This window comes from Nocardioides sp. Root151 (assembly GCF_001427925.1).
GTDB lineage: Bacteria > Actinomycetota > Actinomycetes > Propionibacteriales > Nocardioidaceae > Nocardioides.
Window position 1 is genome coordinate 250,099 of the sequence record NZ_LMGG01000005.1, and the last position, 17,629, is coordinate 267,727.

General features: G+C 67.9%; 16 protein-coding genes. All 16 read right to left on the reverse strand.

Annotated elements, in window-relative coordinates:
* Complete coding sequence (locus ASD66_RS16275) at nt 1-1,299, reverse strand: MlaD family protein (RefSeq protein ID WP_056683572.1); 1,299 nt, start codon at nt 1,297-1,299, stop codon at nt 1-3.
* The gene (locus ASD66_RS16280; protein WP_056891609.1) at nt 1,299-2,552 is read right to left on the reverse strand and encodes an MlaD family protein; all 1,254 of its coding nucleotides are present in this window, start codon (nt 2,550-2,552) and stop codon (nt 1,299-1,301) included. The genes ASD66_RS16275 and ASD66_RS16280 overlap by 1 nt, the downstream gene beginning before the upstream one ends.
* A complete protein-coding gene (locus tag ASD66_RS16285) occupies nt 2,549-3,997 on the reverse strand; it encodes an MlaD family protein (RefSeq protein ID WP_056891610.1) in 1,449 nt (482 codons plus the stop codon). The genes ASD66_RS16280 and ASD66_RS16285 overlap by 4 nt, the downstream gene beginning before the upstream one ends.
* A complete protein-coding gene (locus tag ASD66_RS16290; RefSeq protein ID WP_056683582.1) occupies nt 3,994-5,289 on the reverse strand; it encodes an MlaD family protein in 1,296 nt (431 codons plus the stop codon). Before ASD66_RS16290 ends, ASD66_RS16285 begins: the two co-directional genes overlap by 4 nt.
* A complete protein-coding gene (locus tag ASD66_RS16295; RefSeq protein ID WP_056683585.1) occupies nt 5,286-6,665 on the reverse strand; it encodes an MlaD family protein in 1,380 nt (459 codons plus the stop codon). Before ASD66_RS16295 ends, ASD66_RS16290 begins: the two co-directional genes overlap by 4 nt.
* Entirely contained in the window at nt 6,662-7,885 is a 1,224-nt protein-coding gene (locus ASD66_RS16300; protein WP_056683588.1) for an MlaD family protein, read from the reverse strand. Before ASD66_RS16300 ends, ASD66_RS16295 begins: the two co-directional genes overlap by 4 nt.
* A gap of 5 nt (nt 7,886-7,890) precedes the next feature.
* Nucleotides 7,891-8,736 carry an ABC transporter ATP-binding protein gene (locus tag ASD66_RS16305; protein ID WP_082563881.1) on the reverse strand — a complete coding sequence of 282 codons (846 nt, stop codon included), beginning with the start codon at nt 8,734-8,736 and terminating at the stop codon, nt 7,891-7,893.
* A 44-nt stretch (nt 8,737-8,780) separates the two neighbouring features.
* Nucleotides 8,781-9,656 carry an ABC transporter permease gene (locus tag ASD66_RS16310; protein WP_056683591.1) on the reverse strand — a complete coding sequence of 292 codons (876 nt, stop codon included), beginning with the start codon at nt 9,654-9,656 and terminating at the stop codon, nt 8,781-8,783.
* A gap of 8 nt (nt 9,657-9,664) precedes the next feature.
* Nucleotides 9,665-10,537 carry an MlaE family ABC transporter permease gene (locus tag ASD66_RS16315; protein ID WP_235530134.1) on the reverse strand — a complete coding sequence of 291 codons (873 nt, stop codon included), beginning with the start codon at nt 10,535-10,537 and terminating at the stop codon, nt 9,665-9,667.
* Nucleotides 10,534-11,055 (reverse strand): flavin reductase family protein, encoded by a 522-nt coding sequence (locus ASD66_RS16320; protein WP_200950087.1) that lies wholly within the window; start codon nt 11,053-11,055, stop codon nt 10,534-10,536. Before ASD66_RS16320 ends, ASD66_RS16315 begins: the two co-directional genes overlap by 4 nt.
* The gene (locus ASD66_RS16325) at nt 11,052-12,347 is read right to left on the reverse strand and encodes a bifunctional 3,4-dihydroxy-2-butanone-4-phosphate synthase/GTP cyclohydrolase II (RefSeq protein WP_056683594.1); all 1,296 of its coding nucleotides are present in this window, start codon (nt 12,345-12,347) and stop codon (nt 11,052-11,054) included. Before ASD66_RS16325 ends, ASD66_RS16320 begins: the two co-directional genes overlap by 4 nt.
* 39 nt (nt 12,348-12,386) lie before the next feature.
* The gene (locus tag ASD66_RS16330; protein WP_056683597.1) at nt 12,387-13,892 is read right to left on the reverse strand and encodes an aldehyde dehydrogenase family protein; all 1,506 of its coding nucleotides are present in this window, start codon (nt 13,890-13,892) and stop codon (nt 12,387-12,389) included.
* 43 nt (nt 13,893-13,935) lie between these two features.
* Nucleotides 13,936-15,483 (reverse strand): acyl-CoA synthetase, encoded by a 1,548-nt coding sequence (locus ASD66_RS16335; protein WP_235530135.1) that lies wholly within the window; start codon nt 15,481-15,483, stop codon nt 13,936-13,938.
* Between the two features lie 185 nt (nt 15,484-15,668).
* On the reverse strand, nt 15,669-16,508 hold the full coding sequence (locus ASD66_RS16340; RefSeq protein ID WP_056683603.1) for a hypothetical protein: 840 nt from the start codon (nt 16,506-16,508) through the stop codon (nt 15,669-15,671).
* 78 nt (nt 16,509-16,586) lie between these two features.
* Nucleotides 16,587-17,072: a hypothetical protein gene (locus tag ASD66_RS16345; protein WP_056683606.1), complete on the reverse strand. Its 486-nt coding sequence runs from the start codon at nt 17,070-17,072 to the stop codon at nt 16,587-16,589.
* An 11-nt stretch (nt 17,073-17,083) separates the two neighbouring features.
* On the reverse strand, nt 17,084-17,545 hold the full coding sequence (locus ASD66_RS16350; protein WP_056683609.1) for a nuclear transport factor 2 family protein: 462 nt from the start codon (nt 17,543-17,545) through the stop codon (nt 17,084-17,086).
* Between the last annotated feature and the right edge of the window lie 84 nt (nt 17,546-17,629).

Genomic DNA, 17,629 nt, shown 5'->3' on the forward strand with positions numbered 1-17,629 from the left:
TTACCGTCCGTCCCTCTCCACACGCGGGTAGTCACCCTTGAACGGACCGGGAGTCGCTCCGGTGCCGGGTGCCGGGTAGGGGTTGGTGTAGTTCCCCAGCAGTCCGTCGGTCGAGATCGGCAGGCCCGGCGAGTGGGTGTTCACCAGCGGGGTCAGTCGCAGGTAGTAGGCGCCGCTCTCGTCACGGTAGTTGAGCACCGCGTTGAAGTTGGCGAAGTACGCCGCCAGCTCCGGACCGTAGGGCTTGACGTAGGCGAGCATCGGGTTGACGTCGGCCAGGGTCGCCTGGGCCGTCGGGATGATCGACTGCAGGTCCTTGCTGATCGTCGGCACCCGCTTCAAGGTGGCCGGGGCCTTGTCCAGCACGCCCGACATCGAGGGAAGCATGCGGCGCAGGTCGGTGGTGGTGGACGGGAGCTCGCGCAGGGCGAGGGAGAGATCCGGTCCGGCGGCCCGCAGGTCGGTGGCGACCGGCAGGAGCGCCGTTGCCAGCGATTCCAGCGAACCGGACGCCGTCGATGCCGTGTCGAGGACGCCGGGCGCCAGGCGCAGGGTGTCCTCGATCGCCTGTCGCTGCCCCGCGGTGGAGGCCGTGAGCCGGTTCGCGTTCTTCACCAGGCTGGCGATCTGTCCCTGACCGGTGTCCAGTGCCGCGAGGACCTGGGTGGTCTCGCGGGCCAGCGCCGTCAGGTCGGAGGACTGGGCGGCGATGGCGTCGAGGGCGGTGTGACCCTCGCGGCCGAGGTTGCCCATGCCGGTCAACAGCGCCGCCGTGTCGGACTTGGTCCCGGAGGTGCCTTCACCGAGCGAACGGAGCAGGCTCCTCAGGTCGCCGCGGGTCTGCTCGTCCACGCTGGCCAGGACGTCACGGAGCTGCACACTCGGCTCCACGGCGTCCTCCGGGAGCTCGGTGCCGGAGGGCAGCTCGGCCCCCTTGCCGTCGGTCAGGGCGAGGTAGGTCTCGCCGACGAGCGAGCGTTCGGCGAGCCGGAGCTGGGCACCCTCGTGAAGGGGGGCCTGCTCGTCGTCCAGGGCGAACTCGACCTCCAGCCCGCCACCGTCGAGGCGCTCGACCGAGCGGACCTGTCCGACCCGGACGCCCGCGATCTGCACCTGTCCGGCCATGACCAGGTTGTCGACGTCCTTCATCTTCACCGTGGCGGTGTACTCGCCGGAGTCGATGAAGGGGCGCTTGGCACCTGTTCCGGAGTAGAAGAAGTACATGATCATCGCGACCGCCGCGAAGAACGCGACCAGTGCCAGGGTCCGCCCGGCAGTCGCACCGATTCCGAATCTCATCAGTTGTCTCCTCGGCCCTGGTCGAGCTTGTTGGGAAGGACAGCGGCGCCGGGGAGCGGCACCATCAGGTGACCGCGGATGATGCCGCCGTTGGCGTCACCGGCACCGAAGACCGACGAGGTGTTGTAGACGAACGCGTTGATGTCGGTCAGGTAGTTCATGACGGTCAGCGTGTCGTGGTCCAGGCGCCCGGTCACCGTGCGCAGGGTGCGCAGCGACGTGCCGGCGTCGGCCACGGTCGGTCGCAGGTCGGCGATGACGCCGGTGGCCTGGTCGAGCACCGGCTTGGCGGAGTCGAGCGTGTCGCCCAGGTTGCCGATCGTCGACTGGAAGCGGGTCAGGGCGGGCGGCAGGTCCTTCGAGGCCTTGTCCAGGTTGTCCAGCGTCGGGTCGAGCTGTGTGGTGAGCTCCTGGGTGCTGCCGAGGGCACGACGGAGTTGGACCGTGAGCCCGGGGACCTCCTTGAGGCTGGCGCGCAACGCCTTGTCGCTGCCAGCCAGGACCGACAGGGTCTGCTCGGTCGACGACGCGAGCCTGGTGATCCGCTCGTCGTTGGATCCGACGGCCTGGGAGATGTCGCCCAGGGCCGTGACCAGCGTCGCGATCCGCTCCTTGCGGGTGGCCAGTTCCTTGACGACCGGCTGCAGGGAGTCCAGCGTGTCGGAGGTGGCACCAAGTCCCGGTGGAAGGTTCTGCGGGGCCCGTGCCAAGGCCACGTCGGACTCGAGCAGCAGATCGGTCAGTGCTGACTGAGAGCGCTCGTCGAGGTGGCCGAGGATCTCATCGGCCTGGATCGGTCGCTTGGTCTGGGTGACCGGCAGGACGTCACGTTCGGTCATCCGGCCGGCCGACTTGGTGCCCGGGTTCAGCTCCAGCTGCATCTCGTTGAGCGGGTTCTTCGGACGGAGCACCGCTTGGGCGTTCTTGTAGATGTCGTAGTTGCCGTCAAGCCTCATCGTGACGACAGCCGTGCCGTCGTCGGTCGCCTCGGTCTGCGTCACCGCGCCGACCTTGACCCCGGCGATGGTCACGCTGTTCTGGCTCTCGGGGTTCAGGCCGGGAACCTGCGCGAACTCCGCCTTGACGATGGTCTGGTCACTCCACGGGGCGCTGCCGCCCAGGTAGGACTTGATGATCACTGCGGACAGGACGCCCAGCATCATCAACACGGTCAGTGCACCGACGTCGCGGCCCAGGCCGGGAACGGTCTTCAGGCGCTCGATGTGGGCCGCGAATCGACCTTGCTTGCTCATCGTGTGCTCCTCGAGACGAGGGGAAGCTGGAGCGAGTCCAGCCCGGTGTTGGGCAGGATGGGATCGGCGGACGGGGGCGACGTACCGAGCGGAGGCTTCGGCTCACCGTCGTTGGCGCCCTCCTCAGGCCCGGCCGGCAGCAGGAAGCCCGCCGACTCCAGGTACTGGATCAACGACTTGCTGATCACGCCACCCGGGGTGTTGACGCCGACACCGGCCATCAGTCGTCCCATCGCACCGTTCTTGTCGTGGAACTTGAAGACGTCGGCGGTGTCGGAGAGCAGGTAGCCGACCTCTTCGTAGAGGAGATTGTCGTTTCCTCCACCCTCGTAGAGGCCCTTGCCCTTCCAGGACGAGTTGACCGCCTTCTTGACCGGCCCGTTGAGCCGGTTGAGGACGGGCCCCTTGAAGTCGTTGAGGACTCCGGTCGCGTCGATGCTGGTCGGCACGAGGTCCTTGACCAGGGGCCGGGCGTCGCGGACTACCACCCGGGCGTCGGCGATCACCGGACGCGCGGTCTCGAGCACGGTGTCGAGCTCGGCCAGCACCGGGTCGAGCTCACGGGCCGCCGGCCGGAACGACTTCGCGGTGGTGCCCAGCTTGTCGAGCGTGCTGTCGAGGTCGGCAAGCCCGGCCCGGGTCACCCGCATCGTCTCGGGACCGTTGTCCAGGGTCTCTGCCAGAGGGGTCCTCGAGTCGGCCAGGGCGGACGACACGGTGCCGAGGTCGGTCAGGATCGAGTCCAGCTGTCCGCTCTCGCTGTTGAGGGCGGCGGAGGTGTTGCGCAGCCCGTCGACCACACGTGTCAGGTCCGTGGCCGGAACCGTTCCGCGCAAGTGCGAAAGCACCTCGCTCGCGGGTTCCAGCGTTCCTGGACCGTTGGTGAGCAGCCTGCGCAGCTCCCGGTCACCTGTCCTGTTCATGGTCCGGTCGAGGTTCTTCACCGTCCCCTTGATCGCGTCCGAAGCATCCGGCGTGACGGCGCTCAGGACCCGGTCCAGCTCGACGGGTACCGTCGTGCGCTTCACCGGGATGGTGCTGCCCTCACGGACGTCACCTTCCTCGCCGCCGGGCACCAGCTCGACGTAGTAGGTGCCGCCCAGGACCAGGGTGGGACGCACGTTGGCGCTGGGCGCGGTGCCGAGCTTGTCGCGGGTGCCGTCGTGGAGCTTCATCTCGACGACGGCCCGGTCGCCCTCGGATCGTTCGACACCTGTCACGGTGCCGACCTCGACGCCGGCCAGCTTCACGACGCTCTGGTAGGGCACGAGCTTGTAGGACGCCGAGAACTCCGCCTGCAGGTTCTCCCCCGAGGCGAGGGTGGTCTCGACCTTCGGCCGGTTGAAGGCAAGCAGGGCGAATCCCAGCAGGAACACCATCACCATCACCCCGGCCGCCTTCGGCGTACGTGGCTTGAGGCTGGAGGCAAATGATCGGGCACTCATCGGGTCACCCCTTCGGGCAGGCCCGGGGGCAGGCCCTGGGCACGGTCGTATTGGGCAACACCCGGTCGCGGGTACTGGTTCTGCGGAAGGTTCCCGGAGCGGAGGAGTCCGCCGGTCACAGTGTTCACACCGGGTGTGACACCGAGCCGTGCGTAGCGCACACCCGGGTTGGGTCCCTGCGAGACGAAGCTGGCGCCGCGCAGGAACAGCTGCGCCATGTCGGTGGAGTAGCGCGACAGCACGCGCAACGGCGTGAGCAGGTCGCCGACCGCCTGCCGCACCTCGGGCACCAGGGGACGGGCATCGGACAGGGTCCGGGTCAGGTCGTCGACTGCAGGCAGGGCCAGCTCGGACACACCGGGCACCTGGTGGGCGACCGGGACGGCATCCACCAGGAAGCCGCGAAGATCCTTCTCCGACTTCCCGAGTGCCTTGGCACCGGGTTCGAGGGCGACCATCGCCTCCCGGGTGCGAGACAGGGGCGCCTGCAGGCTGTCCATTGCCTGGTCGACGTCGTCGAGCGTGCCGGGGAGGCGGCGTACGGTCTCGCGCAGCGGCGTTCCCGAGTCGGTGGAGATCGCGGTCAGGGTCTGGTCCGACTGCCGCACCAGCTGTGCGATCTCCGACTCGCGCCCGTGGAAGCGCGTGGCCAGCAGGTTGGCGCCCTGCAGCAGCTCCGCGAGATCCGCGTCGGGGTCGGCGAGGGCCTTCGACACGGCGCCCACGTCGCCCAGCAGGTCAGGGGCCTCGGCAAGGAACGCCTTGAGATCCGTGCCGTGGCCGGCCGCTCCCCCGCCGACCTCGCGCAAGGTCCGCGTGGCGGCGGCGCGGGTCTTGGGGTCGAGCACGTTGAGCAGCTGGTGCAGGTCCGCCGAGTCCTCGGTCTGGGTCACCGGGATGGGTTCGCCCGCCAAGCCACCAGCCTTGCTGGTGCCGGGGTCGAACTCGACGAACTTGGTGGCCAACGCGGAGAGGTCCCAGACCGCCGCGGTGGCGTCCTTGTAGACGTCGACGTCGCCGTCCAGCTCCAACGTCACCAGGGCCGCGTCGTCCTTGTACTCGACGGCCTTGACCCGGCCGATCCTCTTGCTGTTCTGGCGGACGGCGTCGTTGGCACGCAGGGAGTGCACGTCGGAGACGAGGGCCTGAACCTCGGTCGTCTTCGCGAACGGCATGCCGGTCTGTGCCTTGAAGGTCAGGAACAGGACACCGGCGAGCACGACGAGCACGACGATGCCTGCCCGGAACGCGACCGATCGCGCCAGGAAGTCGGGGGTCACCTTGACAGTCACTTCAAACCTCCGAGAAGTTGTTCGAGCAGCGCGTTCTCCTGAGGCTGGGAGAGGCCGGTGGCACTCTTCTCCGTGCTCGGCGGCGCCGAATCGCTGGTCGGTGGTGCCGTGTTCTTCGGAGCGCCGGGGCGGCCCGGCAGCGGGACCTCGGGTGCCGCGGGCACGGGCAGTCCGTGCAGGATGTCGTCCGGAAGGGCCGGCACGAGACCGGCGGCGGTGTCGCCCAGCGCGTTCGGCGACAGCGGGACCATCGCCTTGAAGTAGTGGCTGATGGCGTCGTAGTCGCTGGTCGCCATCGACCAGCCCTTGACGAACTCGAGGAGGTCGGTCAGGTGCTGGCCGCTGACCGCCCCCGTGGTGAGTCGCTCCGCCGCGGCGCTGGTGGGCACCAGGTCCCGCGCCGTCGGGCGGAGGGCCGCGGCGACCGGGCCGGCCTGGGCGAGCAGCTCGTCGGCCTTCTTGAGCACCGGGGGCAGCGACGCGAGGGCCGGATCGGCCGCGTCCGCGAAGCGCTGTAGCTCACCACTGATGTCGACCAGGTCGTCAGTCACCGGACGGAGGGAGCCAAGGGTGCGGGTCGCCGGGTCGGCGACGCCGGCCAGCTCGGCCAAGGCCGCCCGGGAGCTGGAGATCGTGCCGGGCAGACGCTCCAGGGCGCTCTGCAAGGTCTCGCGTTCGGCGGCGACGATGCCCAGGGCATCGGTGGTCGAGCTGACCAGGTGGTCCAGGCTGCGACCCTTCTCGGTGCCGAGGGCCGAGGCGACGGGTTGGACGTTGTCGACCAACTGGCCGAGCAGCTCGTTCTGACCCGACAGGATCGCGGCGAGGTCGCGGCTCTGGGTCATCGCCGGCCCGAGCGCGGCGATGGCGGCGTCGGTCTGCTCCCCCTGGCCCTTCAGGGCCTCTCCGGACTCCGTCACCAGGGCAGCGAGTGCCGCCGAGGTCGGTGTGTCGAGTGAGCCGAGCACGTCCTGCAGGTCGACGACGCGTGCCGTGTGCTTCTGCGAGATCACCATCGGGTCCTCGAGCTCCGGAGAGTCGGGGCTGCCCCGGTCGAGCGCGATGAACCGCTCGCCGAGGAGGTCCTGGGTGGTGATCGTGGCGGTGACGTCCTCGTGCAGCGGGAGGACGGAACGGTCCAGCACCATCTCGACCTCGGCCTTGCCGTTCTCGAGGTCGATGTCGGTGATGCTGCCGACCTGGACGCCGGCGGCCTTCACCACGTTGCCGGCCACCAAGGGGCTGGCGTCGCTGAACACCGCGGTCACCCGGACCTGGTCGTCGGCCACGTCGTCACTGACGAAGTGGTTTCCGACCATGGCCAGGCCGACCACACCCACGCCGACGGCGGCCAGCTTCTTGGGGTTCGGCTTCATCGGATCTCACTTCCGTTCGCGTCGGTCCACGGCTGGTTGACCGGTTGGCCGGGTGCCGGGCGCGGGTTCTGACGTGCGGTGGGCAGGGGAACAGGGGTCTCGTTGAGGGCGCTGGTCCCGGGGGCCAGGAGACCGGCCCAGGTGTGGCCCGCACCGTCGTAGGGCGCGAAGGCCTGGCCCCAGTTGAAGAGGCCGCCGACCGCCTCGGGGGTGTAGGGGCGGAGGAACGAGATGGCCGGTCCGAGGTCGCCGACGAGGTCGTCGGCAGTGGGGAGGACTGCGTGACTGGTATCCAGGAGCTCGGGCGTCTGCTCGAGCAGCTCGTCGGCCGAGGACAGCAGGGGACGCAGCTGCGCCACGGTCGGCCGAAGGTCGACGAGGGTCGGCGCCAGGTTCTTGCTGACGCCGGGCAGGTGACTGACAGCCGGGCGCAGGTCCTCGAGCAGGGCGACGGTCTCGGTGGACGCACCGGGCACCTTGTCCAGCGTGTTCTGCGCGGTCCTCAGGGTCCCGGGCAGCTTGTTCAGCGTGCTCGAGAGGTCTTCCTGGTGCCCGGCGATCGCACCCGTGGCAGCATCCAGGTCGGAGACCGTCGACGCGATCGACTCCCGGCGCGAGGCGGCGACGTCGGTCATCCGGCTGAGCTCCTTGACCAGCGACCTGATCGCCGGGCCGTCCTTGCCGACCGCGCGGAGCACCTCACCGAGGGCGTCGACGGTGCCGGCCGCACCACGGATGGTGCGCCGCAGGTCGTCCTCGTGCCCGTCGACGCTCTTGTCCAGCTGCCCGATCAACGAGGTCAGCCGCTTGCGGGTCGGGGCATCGAGGGTGGACAGGACCTGGTCGACCTCGACCTGGTGCGACTTCGCCTCCAGGTAGGAGCCGTCGGGGACACGGGAGTTCTTCTCGGGTCCCGGGTAGAGGGTGAGGACCCGCTCGCCGACGGCGGAGACCCACTCCACGCGTGAGGTGGTGCCCTCATGGATGGGGCCGAAGTCGTCATCCAGGGAGATCGTCACCACGGCCTTGCCGTCCTTCACCGCGAGGTCCTCGACCTGGCCGGCGTGGTGGCCGTTGATCCACACCGGAGTGCGCTCGGACACCTGGGCGGCCGAGGGCATCACCATCTTCACCTCGTAGTCGTCGTCGCCCGCCATGGTCACGCCGCCGACGACGACGGCAGCCACCGCGAGGGCGCCCAGAAGAGGTTTCGCACGCATTGCCATCAGTCCATCCCGAGCGGGCCGACGGAGTCGCCGGAGAGGAACTGACGCACGAACGGCATGTCGGAGTTGAAGGCTTCCTCGGTCTCGCCGTAGTGGATCAGCTTCCCGCCCCACACGACACCCACGTAGTCGCTGACCTTGCGGGCGGTGCGGATGTCGTGGGTGACCAGGACGTAGGTGCCACCGTGCTCGGCGTGCATCTTGAGGATCAGGTCGTTGAGCAGGCTGGTGCGGACCGGGTCCAGACCCGAGTCGGGCTCGTCGAACATCACGACGCTGGGGTTCAGCACCAGTGCGCGAGCGAATCCGGCTCGCTTCTTCATGCCGCCGGAGACCTCACCTGGATACTTGCCGACCGCTCGGGTCAGGCCGACCTCCTCGAGGTGGCCCATCACGATCTTGCGGATCTCCGACTCACGCTTGTCGGTGTGCTTGCGCAGCGGGAACGCCACGTTGTCGTAGATGTTCATCGACCCGAACAGGGCGCCGTCCTGGAACAGCACGCCGAAACGCTTTCGGATCTCCTGCCGCTCCTTGGCAGAGATGCCCCAGATGTCCTGGCCGAACACCTCGACCACACCCGAGTCGGGTTCGAGCAGGCCGACGATGTGCTTGAGCAGCACGCTCTTGCCGGTGCCCGACGGGCCGAGGACCGTGGTGATCGCGTCGTCAGCGAAGTCGATGTTCAGCCCGGTCAGCACGTCGAAGGAGCCGAACGACTTCTTGACGTTCTTGATGTTGACGCTGTGCGTCACACCGTCCGCGTGGTCTGCCACGATGCCGTTGCTGTAGATGTCCTCATAGGACCTGGTCTCACCCTCGAGAGTGAGCTGCTGGTGGGACATGACGAGATTCCTTTCGGGAAGACGTGGGTGCCGGGGCCGGCGCGCTAGAAGCTGATGGGCGCGCGGGAGAGGGCGCCGAAGAAGAGCTGCTGGAAGACCGCACCGAGCACACTGACGATGACGAGGTTGATCACCATCGACTTGGCGGTGGCCTTGCCGACACCCACGGGTCCACCGCTGGCGTTGTAGCCGTAGTAACAGGCCACCAGGATGATCAGGATGCCCATGATCGAGCCCTGCAGGAGCGAGAGGATGAGGTCCTGTTGGGTGGTGAACGACCAGAACACCGACAGGTAGCCTCCGGCCGAGACGCTGTGGAACACATGGACGTTCAGGTAGTACCCCAGGATGTACATCAAGCCGGTGCCGGTGACGAACATGAACGGGGTCACGATGACGATTGCCAGGATCCTGGTGGTGACCAGGTAGGCCCGGGAGTCGAGGCCCATCACCTCGAGCGCGTCGATCTCCTCGCTGATTCGCATCGACCCCAGCTCGGCGACCAGGCCGCAGCCGACCTTGGCCGACAGGATCCAGCCCCACATCTCCGGGGCCACGGTGTAGTCGCCGGTCGAGCTGAACACCGCGGTGTAGCCACCGGCGCCGAGCTGGGCGAGCAGGTAGTGCGCCTCGAGCGCGATCTCCGCGGCGAGCATGCACATCATGAACCAGATGATGAAGGTGCTCTTCAGGATGATGATGCCGGCCTGGCGCAGCACCTCGGTGCCGTAGTGGCGGACGTCGGGGAGGCTCTTGAACACCCCGAAACTGAACGTGGCGATGCTGCCGAGGTCCGCAAGAAGTGAGGAACCGTCGCTGTATCCGCCCATGCCGCCGGCGCTGGCGGCGCTCGGCTGGTTGTCGTCCTCGTCCTCGCCCTCGTCGGACCGGTGCGTGGCATCGTGTGTCGTGGTTGTCATGGGAGCCCCTACCTACTGATCAGCATCTCGGGGTTGAGCCCGAGCATCGTGGCGTTGACGATGAAGTTGAAGACCCAGACCGCGGCGAACGAGAGCACGACGGCCTCGTTAACGGCCCGGCCGACGCCCTCGGCGCCGCCCTTGGCGGTGAGTCCCTTCTGGGCGGAGACGATCCCGATGAACAAGCCGATCAGCATGCACTTGACGTTCGTGCCGACCAGTTCGGGAACCGTCATGGAACCGAGCAGGTTGCCCAGGAAGGCGCCCGGCGAGGTCGTGCCCAGCGTGGTGGCGGAGATCATCGCCATCGACATGCCGAGGAGGCTGCCGAGGATGTTGAAGCCCACCATCATCACGGTGATGGCGATGACGCGCGGCAGCACCAGAGTGCGGATGGCGTCGATGCCGAGCACCGTGAAGGCGTCGAGCTCCTCGCGGATCTTGCGCGCGCCCAGGTCAGCGGTCATGGCCGTCCCCATCACACCTGCGACGGCCATGCCGGTCGCGAAGGGGGAGATCTCGCGCAGACTGGCGAACACGAAGTAGGTGCCGAGCCGGTTGCCCGCGCCCAGCAGGCTGACCAGGTCGTAGGCGTAGTTGGCGATCAGGAACGAGAAGCCACCCACGGCCAGGGTCACGGGGAGCCAGCAGAACCGCAGCATGTGGTACATCTCGTCGCGGGTGGCCCCCCAGTAGCCGCGGGGCTCCTTGATCGCGGTCTTGACGAGGTAGCCCAGCAGCTGCCCTCCCTCGCCGACGTCGACCAGGACCCGACGTACGCCCGACGGCGACTTGTGCATCACCCGTCCGCTGAGGGTCAGCGGCCGGGTGATGTCGGAGTTGTCCTCGGACGCCGGGCGTGCCTCGGTGTCGACACTCACCGGAAGTCTCCCTCGGCCATCTGGTGGTCGAGGTGCCGGAACTCACGCTGGAAGTAGAGGACGGCCGGGCGGTCGTCCAGGTCCACCTCGATCACTCGGGCGACCAGGATGGTGTGGTCACCGCCGTCGTAGCGCTCGTGCGCCTCGCACTCGATCAGTACGGCGGCGTCCAGCAGAACAGGCACACCGCGGTGGTCCGGCAGGAACTCGCCGCCACCGAACTTGTCGACCCCCTTGGTGGAGAACCGGTTGATCAGGTCGATGTGGGCGGCGCCGGCGATCTGGATCGACCACTGGTCGTTCTGGAGGAACGCGTCGTGGCACTGGGCCGTCTTCGCGAGGCAGACCAGGACGAGGGCCGGGTCGAGTGAGAGCGAGCAGAAGGAGCTCGCCGCGAAGCCGCGGGGCTCGCCGTCCGGCCCGGTCGTCGTCATGAGGGTGACGCCGCTCGGGAAGGCCGACATCGCCTCACGGAACTTCTCGGGGATGTTGCTGACAGGGGTGGCGGTGCTGGTCACGATGCGCTCCGTTCGTGGGCGGGCAGGGCCTGCTCGTCATGGGGGATGGCGTTGAGTGGCTCGTCGGCCAGCTCGTGATCGAGTCGTGCGGCCTTGGCACGCAGGTAGCCGAGGTTGTGCTCGTTGGGCGCGACCTGGAGGGGCACTCGCTCGGAGATGGTCACGCCGTAGTCGGAGAGCCCGTAGAACTTGGCCGGGTTGTTGGTCATGAGGCGCACCGACGTGATGCCCAGGTCGCGGAGGATCTGGGCGCCGACGCCGTACTCCCTGCTGTCGACCGGCAGTCCGAGCGCCAGGTTCGCGTCGAGGGTGTCGAGGCCCTCCTCGTCCTGCAGCTGGTAGGCCTGCAGCTTGTGGCTCAGGCCGATGCCGCGGCCCTCGTGCCCTCGCAGGTAGACCACGACGCCGGTGCCGTGCTGTCCGATCCGCTCCAACGCCAGGTTCAGCTGCTCACCGCAGTCGCACCGGCGGGCGCCGAACACGTCGCCGGTCAGGCATTCCGAGTGCACCCGGACCAGCACGTCGCGCATCCCGTCGGGGTTGCCGTGGACGAATGCGACATGCTCGGTCCCGTCCACGTCCGAGCGGTACGTGCTGGCCCGGAAGACGCCGTACGGCGTGGGCACGGCGGCGGTGGCCGTGCGCTTGACGAGGGTCTCCCGGCGCATCCGGTGGCGGACCAGGTCCGCCACCGAGAGCAACACCATCTGGTGCTCGCGGGCGAACTCCAGGAGGTCCGGCATCCGTGCCATGGTGCCGTCGGGGTTCGTGATCTCGGCGAGCACGCCGGCCGGCTGCAGCCCGGCCAGCCGGCAGAGGTCAACTGCGGCCTCGGTGTGTCCCGAACGCTGCAGGACGCCGCCGGGGCGGGCACGGAGAGGAAAGACGTGTCCGGGCCTGCTGAACTGCTCGGCGCCGACTCCCGGGGTGGCCAGGGCCCGCGACGTGATCGCGCGATCCGCAGCCGAGATGCCCGTGGTGGTCACGCCCTTGAGGTCCACCGAGACGCTGAACGCAGTCCCCCGGGGATCGCTGGCCGCCTCGACCATGGGAGGCAGGTCCAGCTCGTCGAGACGATCGCCGGCCATCCCCACACAGACGAGCCCACTGGTGTGGCGGATCACGAAGGCCATCGACTCGGCCGTCATGTGCTCGGCCGCATAGATGAGGTCGCCTTCGTTCTCACGGTCGCTGTCGTCGAAGACGACCACGCCGCGTCCGAGCCGCAGCTCTTCCAGTGCAGCCTCGACGCGCACCTGGCCGTCGTACTGCTCGTCGGTGTGGGGATCCATGGTTCTTCGCCTCGTTCGCTCTCCTGGTGGAAGGGACGGTCAGGCCGGCGTGCTGAGCACGATCGCGTAGGCCTTGTTCTCCACGCCGCCGGAGCGGTCGACGGAGATGTACTTCTGCTCGGTGTACTCGTCGAGTGCGTCGGGGCCGCCCTCGCGACCAAGGCCGCTCTGCTTGTAGCCGCCGAAGGGGTACGCCGGGTGCAGCACGTGCCAGTCGTTGACGAAGACCATTCCGGCCTCGAGCTGGCGGGCCACATCGAGCGTCCGGGCCTCATCGGTGCCCCACACTCCGGCCGACAAGCCGTAGTCGGTGTCGTTGGCGATGGCGACGGCCTCTTCGACGGTGTCGTAGGTGAGCACCGTCAGGACCGGACCGAAGACCTCCTCGCGGGCGATCTTCATGTCGTTGGTGACATCGACGATCACGGTCGGCTCGACGAAGTTGCCGTTCGCGAACTCCGCTCCACTGGGCGCGCCACCGCCGACGGCCACCTTGGCGCCCTGGGACTCAGCGGCCTCGATGTGGGCGAGCACGCGGTCCCGCTGGTCCCCGGTGATCAGCGGCCCGATGTCGGTGGCCGGGTCCAGCGGGTCGCCGATGGTCATCGTGCTGACCCTGGCGACCAACCGCTCGATGATCTCGTCACGCTTCGACGAGGGCACCAGCAGGCGGGTGCCCGCCTCGCAGGCCTGGCCGTTGTTGGCCATGCAGGCGTAGATGGAACCGTCGATGGCGACCGAGAGGTCGGCGTCGTCGAGGATGATGTTCGGGCCCTTGCCGCCGAGCTCGAGGGTCACCTGCTTCACCGTGTCGGCCGATGCGGCCAGGATGCTCTGGCCCACGGACGTCGAGCCGGTGAAGGCGACCTTGCGTACGTCGGGGTGGGCGCTCAGCCGGGCACCGGCGTCCTCGCCGTCGCCGACGACCACGTTCAGTACACCCTTGGGCAGACCGGCCGCCTCGAACTCCTTCATCAGCTCGAGCGCGATGAGCGGTGCGTGCTCGTCGGGCTTGAGTACGACGGTGTTGCCGGCCAGGAGCGCGGGTGCGACCTTCCAGACAATGGTGAGCATCGGGATGTTCCACGGCACGATCGCGCCGACGACGCCGAGCGGCTCGCGCCGCAAGATGCCCTCCGCAGGGACCGGGCCGATCGCCGGGCCGGCCTTCTCGAACTCGTAGTCAGCCGCCTGGGCCGCGATGTACTGCATCTGCGCCACGGAGAGGCCGATGTGCAGGGCACCGGTGATGCGGATGGTGGCCCCGTTCTCACGGGTCTGCAGCGCGGCCAGCTCCTCCAGCCGGGCACCCATGCGCAGCGCCGTGTCGTTGATCAGCGCGGCCCGCTCTGCCGGCGGGGTGTTGCGCCAGGTGCCCTCGGCGTGCGCTGCCTTGGCTGCTGCGACCGCGGCGTCGACCTCGGCCACCCCGCCCTTGGCGACCGTGGCCACCAGCTCGCCGGTGGCGGGGCTGCGGATCTCGTACTTGTCGGCGGTGTCGACCCACTCGCCGTTGATGTGGAGGTTGTAGTGCGGAGTGCTCATGGGACTGCTCCTGTTTTCGAAGTTGCGGGGTTTGTCGTGCGGGTCAGCCGACCTGGCGGTCGCGGCCTTCCCAGAACGGGAGGCGCAGCGTCTTCTTGTCGACCTTGCCGGCCGGGTTCACCGGCAGCTGGTCGATGAAGTCGACCGTCTTGGGCGACGGGATCGATCCGAGCTCGGCCTTCACGTGGGCCTGGATCTCCTCGGTCGTGACGGTCTGACCGGGCTTGGTCACGACGAAGGCGTGGACGGCCTCGCCCCACTTGGGATGGGGCACGCCGATGACCGCCGAGCCGGCCACCGCCGGGTGGGCGAGGATGACATCCTCGACCTGCCGCGGGAAGACGTTGAACCCGCCGCTGACGACCAGGTCCTTCTTGCGGTCGACGATGTAGAGGAAGCCGTCCTCGTCGAGCCGCCCGATGTCGCCGGTGTGGACCCAGCCGTCGCGCAGTGCCTCGGCGTTGCGCGAGGAGTCGACGTACCCGAGCATCTGTCCGAGCTGGCGCGAGCAGACCTCGCCGACCTCGCCGATGGGCAGCTGGTTGTCGTCATCGTCCTGGATGCTCACGTCGACGAACGGGATCGGGCGTCCACCGGAGGCGAGCCGGCGCACGTCTTCCTCGGTGTCGACGCGGTGGTCGACCTTGCGCATGCACGACACGTAGCCGGGCTCCGTGCCGGCGTACGTCTGGATGAAGATCTGCCCGAAGACCTCCAGCGCATCCTTGAGCCGCTCGGGTGCGATCGGGGAGCCCGCGTAGATCATCGTGTTCAGCGACGACAGGTCGTAGTCGTCCCGGTTCGGGTGGTCGACCAGCAGGTAGATGATCGTGGGCACCACTGCGGTGGCGGTGACCCGGTGGGTGGAGATCGCCTTCAGCAGTCCGTCCACCTCGAGGCCCGGCAGCATCACGTTGGTGCCACCTCGGATGAACGTCGGCATCACGAAGATCTGGGTGAAGTGGGTCAGCGGCGCACCGTGCGCGAACACCTCGCCGTAGCGGGTGTCGCCGATGTCGAGGCTGGAGGTGATGCTGTAGTGGGCCCAGGTGAAGTGCGACTGCACGACACCCTTGGGCTCACCGGTGCTGCCCGAGGTGAAGAGCACGTAGCACTCGTCGTGCTCGTCGATCTCGACGTCGGGGCGGCCCGCGGGCTGCTTCTCGACGAGCGTGCCGAAGTCGTGGTCGGCGGAGTCGGAGGGGTCTCCGCCGACCCGGACGTAGGTGGTCAGTTGCGGCAGGTCGTCCCGCAGCTGCGCCACCACGTCGTCGAAGGAGGCGTGGTAGATGAGCGTGGTCGCCTCGGTCTGGTCCAGGTTGGCCTGCTGCACCGATGCCGAGGCTCTGGTCGGCATCTGCACCAGCACGGCGCCTGCCTTCCAGATGCCGTGCTGCGACGGGATGAACTCCAGGCTGTTGGGCAGCAGGAGTCCGACCCGGTCGCCCTTCTCGACGCCGAGCGAGACGAGCGCCGAGCCGATCCTGTCGGAGAGGTCGCGCAACTCGGTGTAGGTGACGGAGCGGTCACCGTCGACGACGGCGGTGCGGTCCTGGTAGTTCGTGCACGCCCTGTCAAGGACGTCCGGCATTGTGCCCCACATGACTCCTGCTTTCCTGCGATTCGCGGGCGGTCGACGCGCATCCGGTGTCGGCAATCTCCGCGGTTCTGTGATGTGTGCCACGAACCTAAAACGGGGGTGAGGACGGTCACGACCTTCCCGAGGATGAAGCCCCTGCCCCCTTGGGGTGAGGCCCCTCTCCTCCCCGGAACGGGCTACCGAACTGCCCCGGGAGAGGTGGTCGTCTCGGCCTCCTTGGGCGCGCCCATGCGCGGCTGCTGGGTCAGCAGGAGCTGAGAGGCCCACCACAGGGCAGTGGCCGCCAGCCCGACGCTTGCGAATGCGCTGAGGAAGAGCAGCCAGTCGCTCGGGTTCGCCGAGGAGTTCTGCAGGATCACCGTCGGGAACCCCGCACCCAGGACGTCGAATGCGAAGTTGCACGGGAAGAGCGCGAACAGCGCAAGGTGGTGCACCTGGCGGGTGGCCTTGAGGCTCAGCACCGCGGCCAGCACCGCGAACCCGGTGATCTGGGTTCCCTCCATGAAGGCGATGAAGAGTGGGTAGTCCAGCACTCGCCACGGCGACTCGCCGTAGTAGACGTAGAGGTCGAGGTTGATTGCGGTGATCTCGAAAGCGGCGGTCGTGCACGTGGTCAGTGCCGCGATCCTGAAGATCCGCGCCCTGGTCGTTCCCCTGCTCAGCGAGCGGTAGAGGACGAGGGCCGGAAGGCCGAACACCATGACGTACGCCGGCATGACCCAGACCGGTTGTGGCAGGCCGAAGCTGGTGAAGAGCGTCCACTGGTCGCCGTTGTCCAGCCAGTGCAGGTGGTAGGCGATGTCGTACATCGGCTCGATGAGGCTGCCCGTGGCAACGGCCAGGACCAGGACGACCGGCAGGATGGAGCGTTCGTCACGCGCGATCCTGACCGCGTAGGCCAGGAGGATCGCAGTGCCGGCCCAGAGCACCAGCGTCGCGACCGTCTGCATGGTCGTGTTCAGGGGCAGGTCGTACGGCGGCGAGGGGGGTTGGGGAACGCTGACGGAGAGGAGCATGGGCTTTCCTTCTGACAGGTCGGGGGATGCCGAACGGCCGAAGACAGAGATGTCTCCGGCCGTCGGCTGGCGGCGGTGTCAGCCGAGGGAAGCCGGGTCGAAGCCCTCTTCCCAGTAGTGCGGGGTGATCAACGGAAGGCCCAGCTGCTGGAAGACCGGGTTCTCGTTCACGAACGACGAGTCCAGGATGATCTTGCCGTCCTCGTTGAACTCCAGGAACGTGGAGCCCTTGCTGGTCAGCGTCTTTCCCTCGACGGGGAACCCTCGGTAGGTGTCGGCGCCCTCGACCTTCCAGTCCCAGTGGAAGAACAGGTGACCGTTGCCCTCGAAGGCGTCGGTCACGGTGACGGACTGGACGCCCAGACCGTTGTCGAGGTCCTTGTTGGTGAAGATCGCCAACTGCTCGGTGAACTCCGAGTCCTGGGAGATCGTGTCGCCCAGATGGTCGACGACCATCCGGGTCTCGATGCAGAACTCCTCGGAACCGGCGTACAGCTCGCGGTGGGCGCTCAGGTCGTTGTGGCGGGTCTCGGCCCACTTCTTGGCGAATTCAAGGTTCGTCATGTCAGCGCCTCTCAGACGTTCGCGGGGGTCTTGGCGGCGAATGCGACCTTGCTCGCACCCGGTACGCCGACGTCGGCCAGGATCGAACCGGAGTCCCACCACGACGACTCACGGACGATGCGTCCGTCGTCGTCGTACTGGTGGAAGGTGTGGCCCTGGGCGAAGAAGGGCTTGTCCTCGACATCGAAGCCGATGAAGTTGGTGCAGTCCTCCGGGGACCACTCCCAACGGATCAGGCCGCTCTTGTGGTCACCGATGTAGCCGCGGATGCGGAAGTTGTGCACACCGAGACCGTTCGTGCGGTCCTTGTTGGCGTACAGCGTGAAGATCCGGCCGAGGTCGCCCTTGTCACGGATCTGGTACTGGTCGAGGATCGGGTCCTCGAACACGAAGTCGTCGGCGTACATCGCACAGATCGCCTCCGAGCTGTCACGGAACGCCTTCAACCACTTGACGGCAAATGCGTAGTTCATGGTTTCTCCTTGTCTGGTCCAGCTGCTGGGTCCGTCGGTCCATGTGAGACGAACCACACGACATCGACCGTAGGAGCGACCGCG

Bases quoted from the DNA above. Each gene is read 5' to 3' on its own strand.
- ASD66_RS16275 (WP_056683572.1), bottom strand. From the start codon at position 1,299: ATGAGATTCGGAATCGGTGCGACTGCCGGGCGGACCCTGGCACTGGTC.
- ASD66_RS16280 (WP_056891609.1), bottom strand. From the start codon at position 2,552: ATGAGCAAGCAAGGTCGATTCGCGGCCCACATCGAGCGCCTGAAGACC.
- ASD66_RS16285 (WP_056891610.1), bottom strand. From the start codon at position 3,997: ATGAGTGCCCGATCATTTGCCTCCAGCCTCAAGCCACGTACGCCGAAG.
- ASD66_RS16295 (WP_056683585.1), bottom strand. From the start codon at position 6,665: ATGAAGCCGAACCCCAAGAAGCTGGCCGCCGTCGGCGTGGGTGTGGTC.
- ASD66_RS16300 (WP_056683588.1), bottom strand. From the start codon at position 7,885: ATGCGTGCGAAACCTCTTCTGGGCGCCCTCGCGGTGGCTGCCGTCGTC.
- ASD66_RS16305 (WP_082563881.1), bottom strand. From the start codon at position 8,736: ATGTCCCACCAGCAGCTCACTCTCGAGGGTGAGACCAGGTCCTATGAG.
- ASD66_RS16310 (WP_056683591.1), bottom strand. From the start codon at position 9,656: ATGACAACCACGACACACGATGCCACGCACCGGTCCGACGAGGGCGAG.
- ASD66_RS16325 (WP_056683594.1), bottom strand. From the start codon at position 12,347: ATGGATCCCCACACCGACGAGCAGTACGACGGCCAGGTGCGCGTCGAG.
- ASD66_RS16330 (WP_056683597.1), bottom strand. From the start codon at position 13,892: ATGAGCACTCCGCACTACAACCTCCACATCAACGGCGAGTGGGTCGAC.
- ASD66_RS16335 (WP_235530135.1), bottom strand. From the start codon at position 15,483: ATGCCGGACGTCCTTGACAGGGCGTGCACGAACTACCAGGACCGCACC.
- ASD66_RS16340 (WP_056683603.1), bottom strand. From the start codon at position 16,508: ATGCTCCTCTCCGTCAGCGTTCCCCAACCCCCCTCGCCGCCGTACGAC.
- ASD66_RS16345 (WP_056683606.1), bottom strand. From the start codon at position 17,072: ATGACGAACCTTGAATTCGCCAAGAAGTGGGCCGAGACCCGCCACAAC.
- ASD66_RS16350 (WP_056683609.1), bottom strand. From the start codon at position 17,545: ATGAACTACGCATTTGCCGTCAAGTGGTTGAAGGCGTTCCGTGACAGC.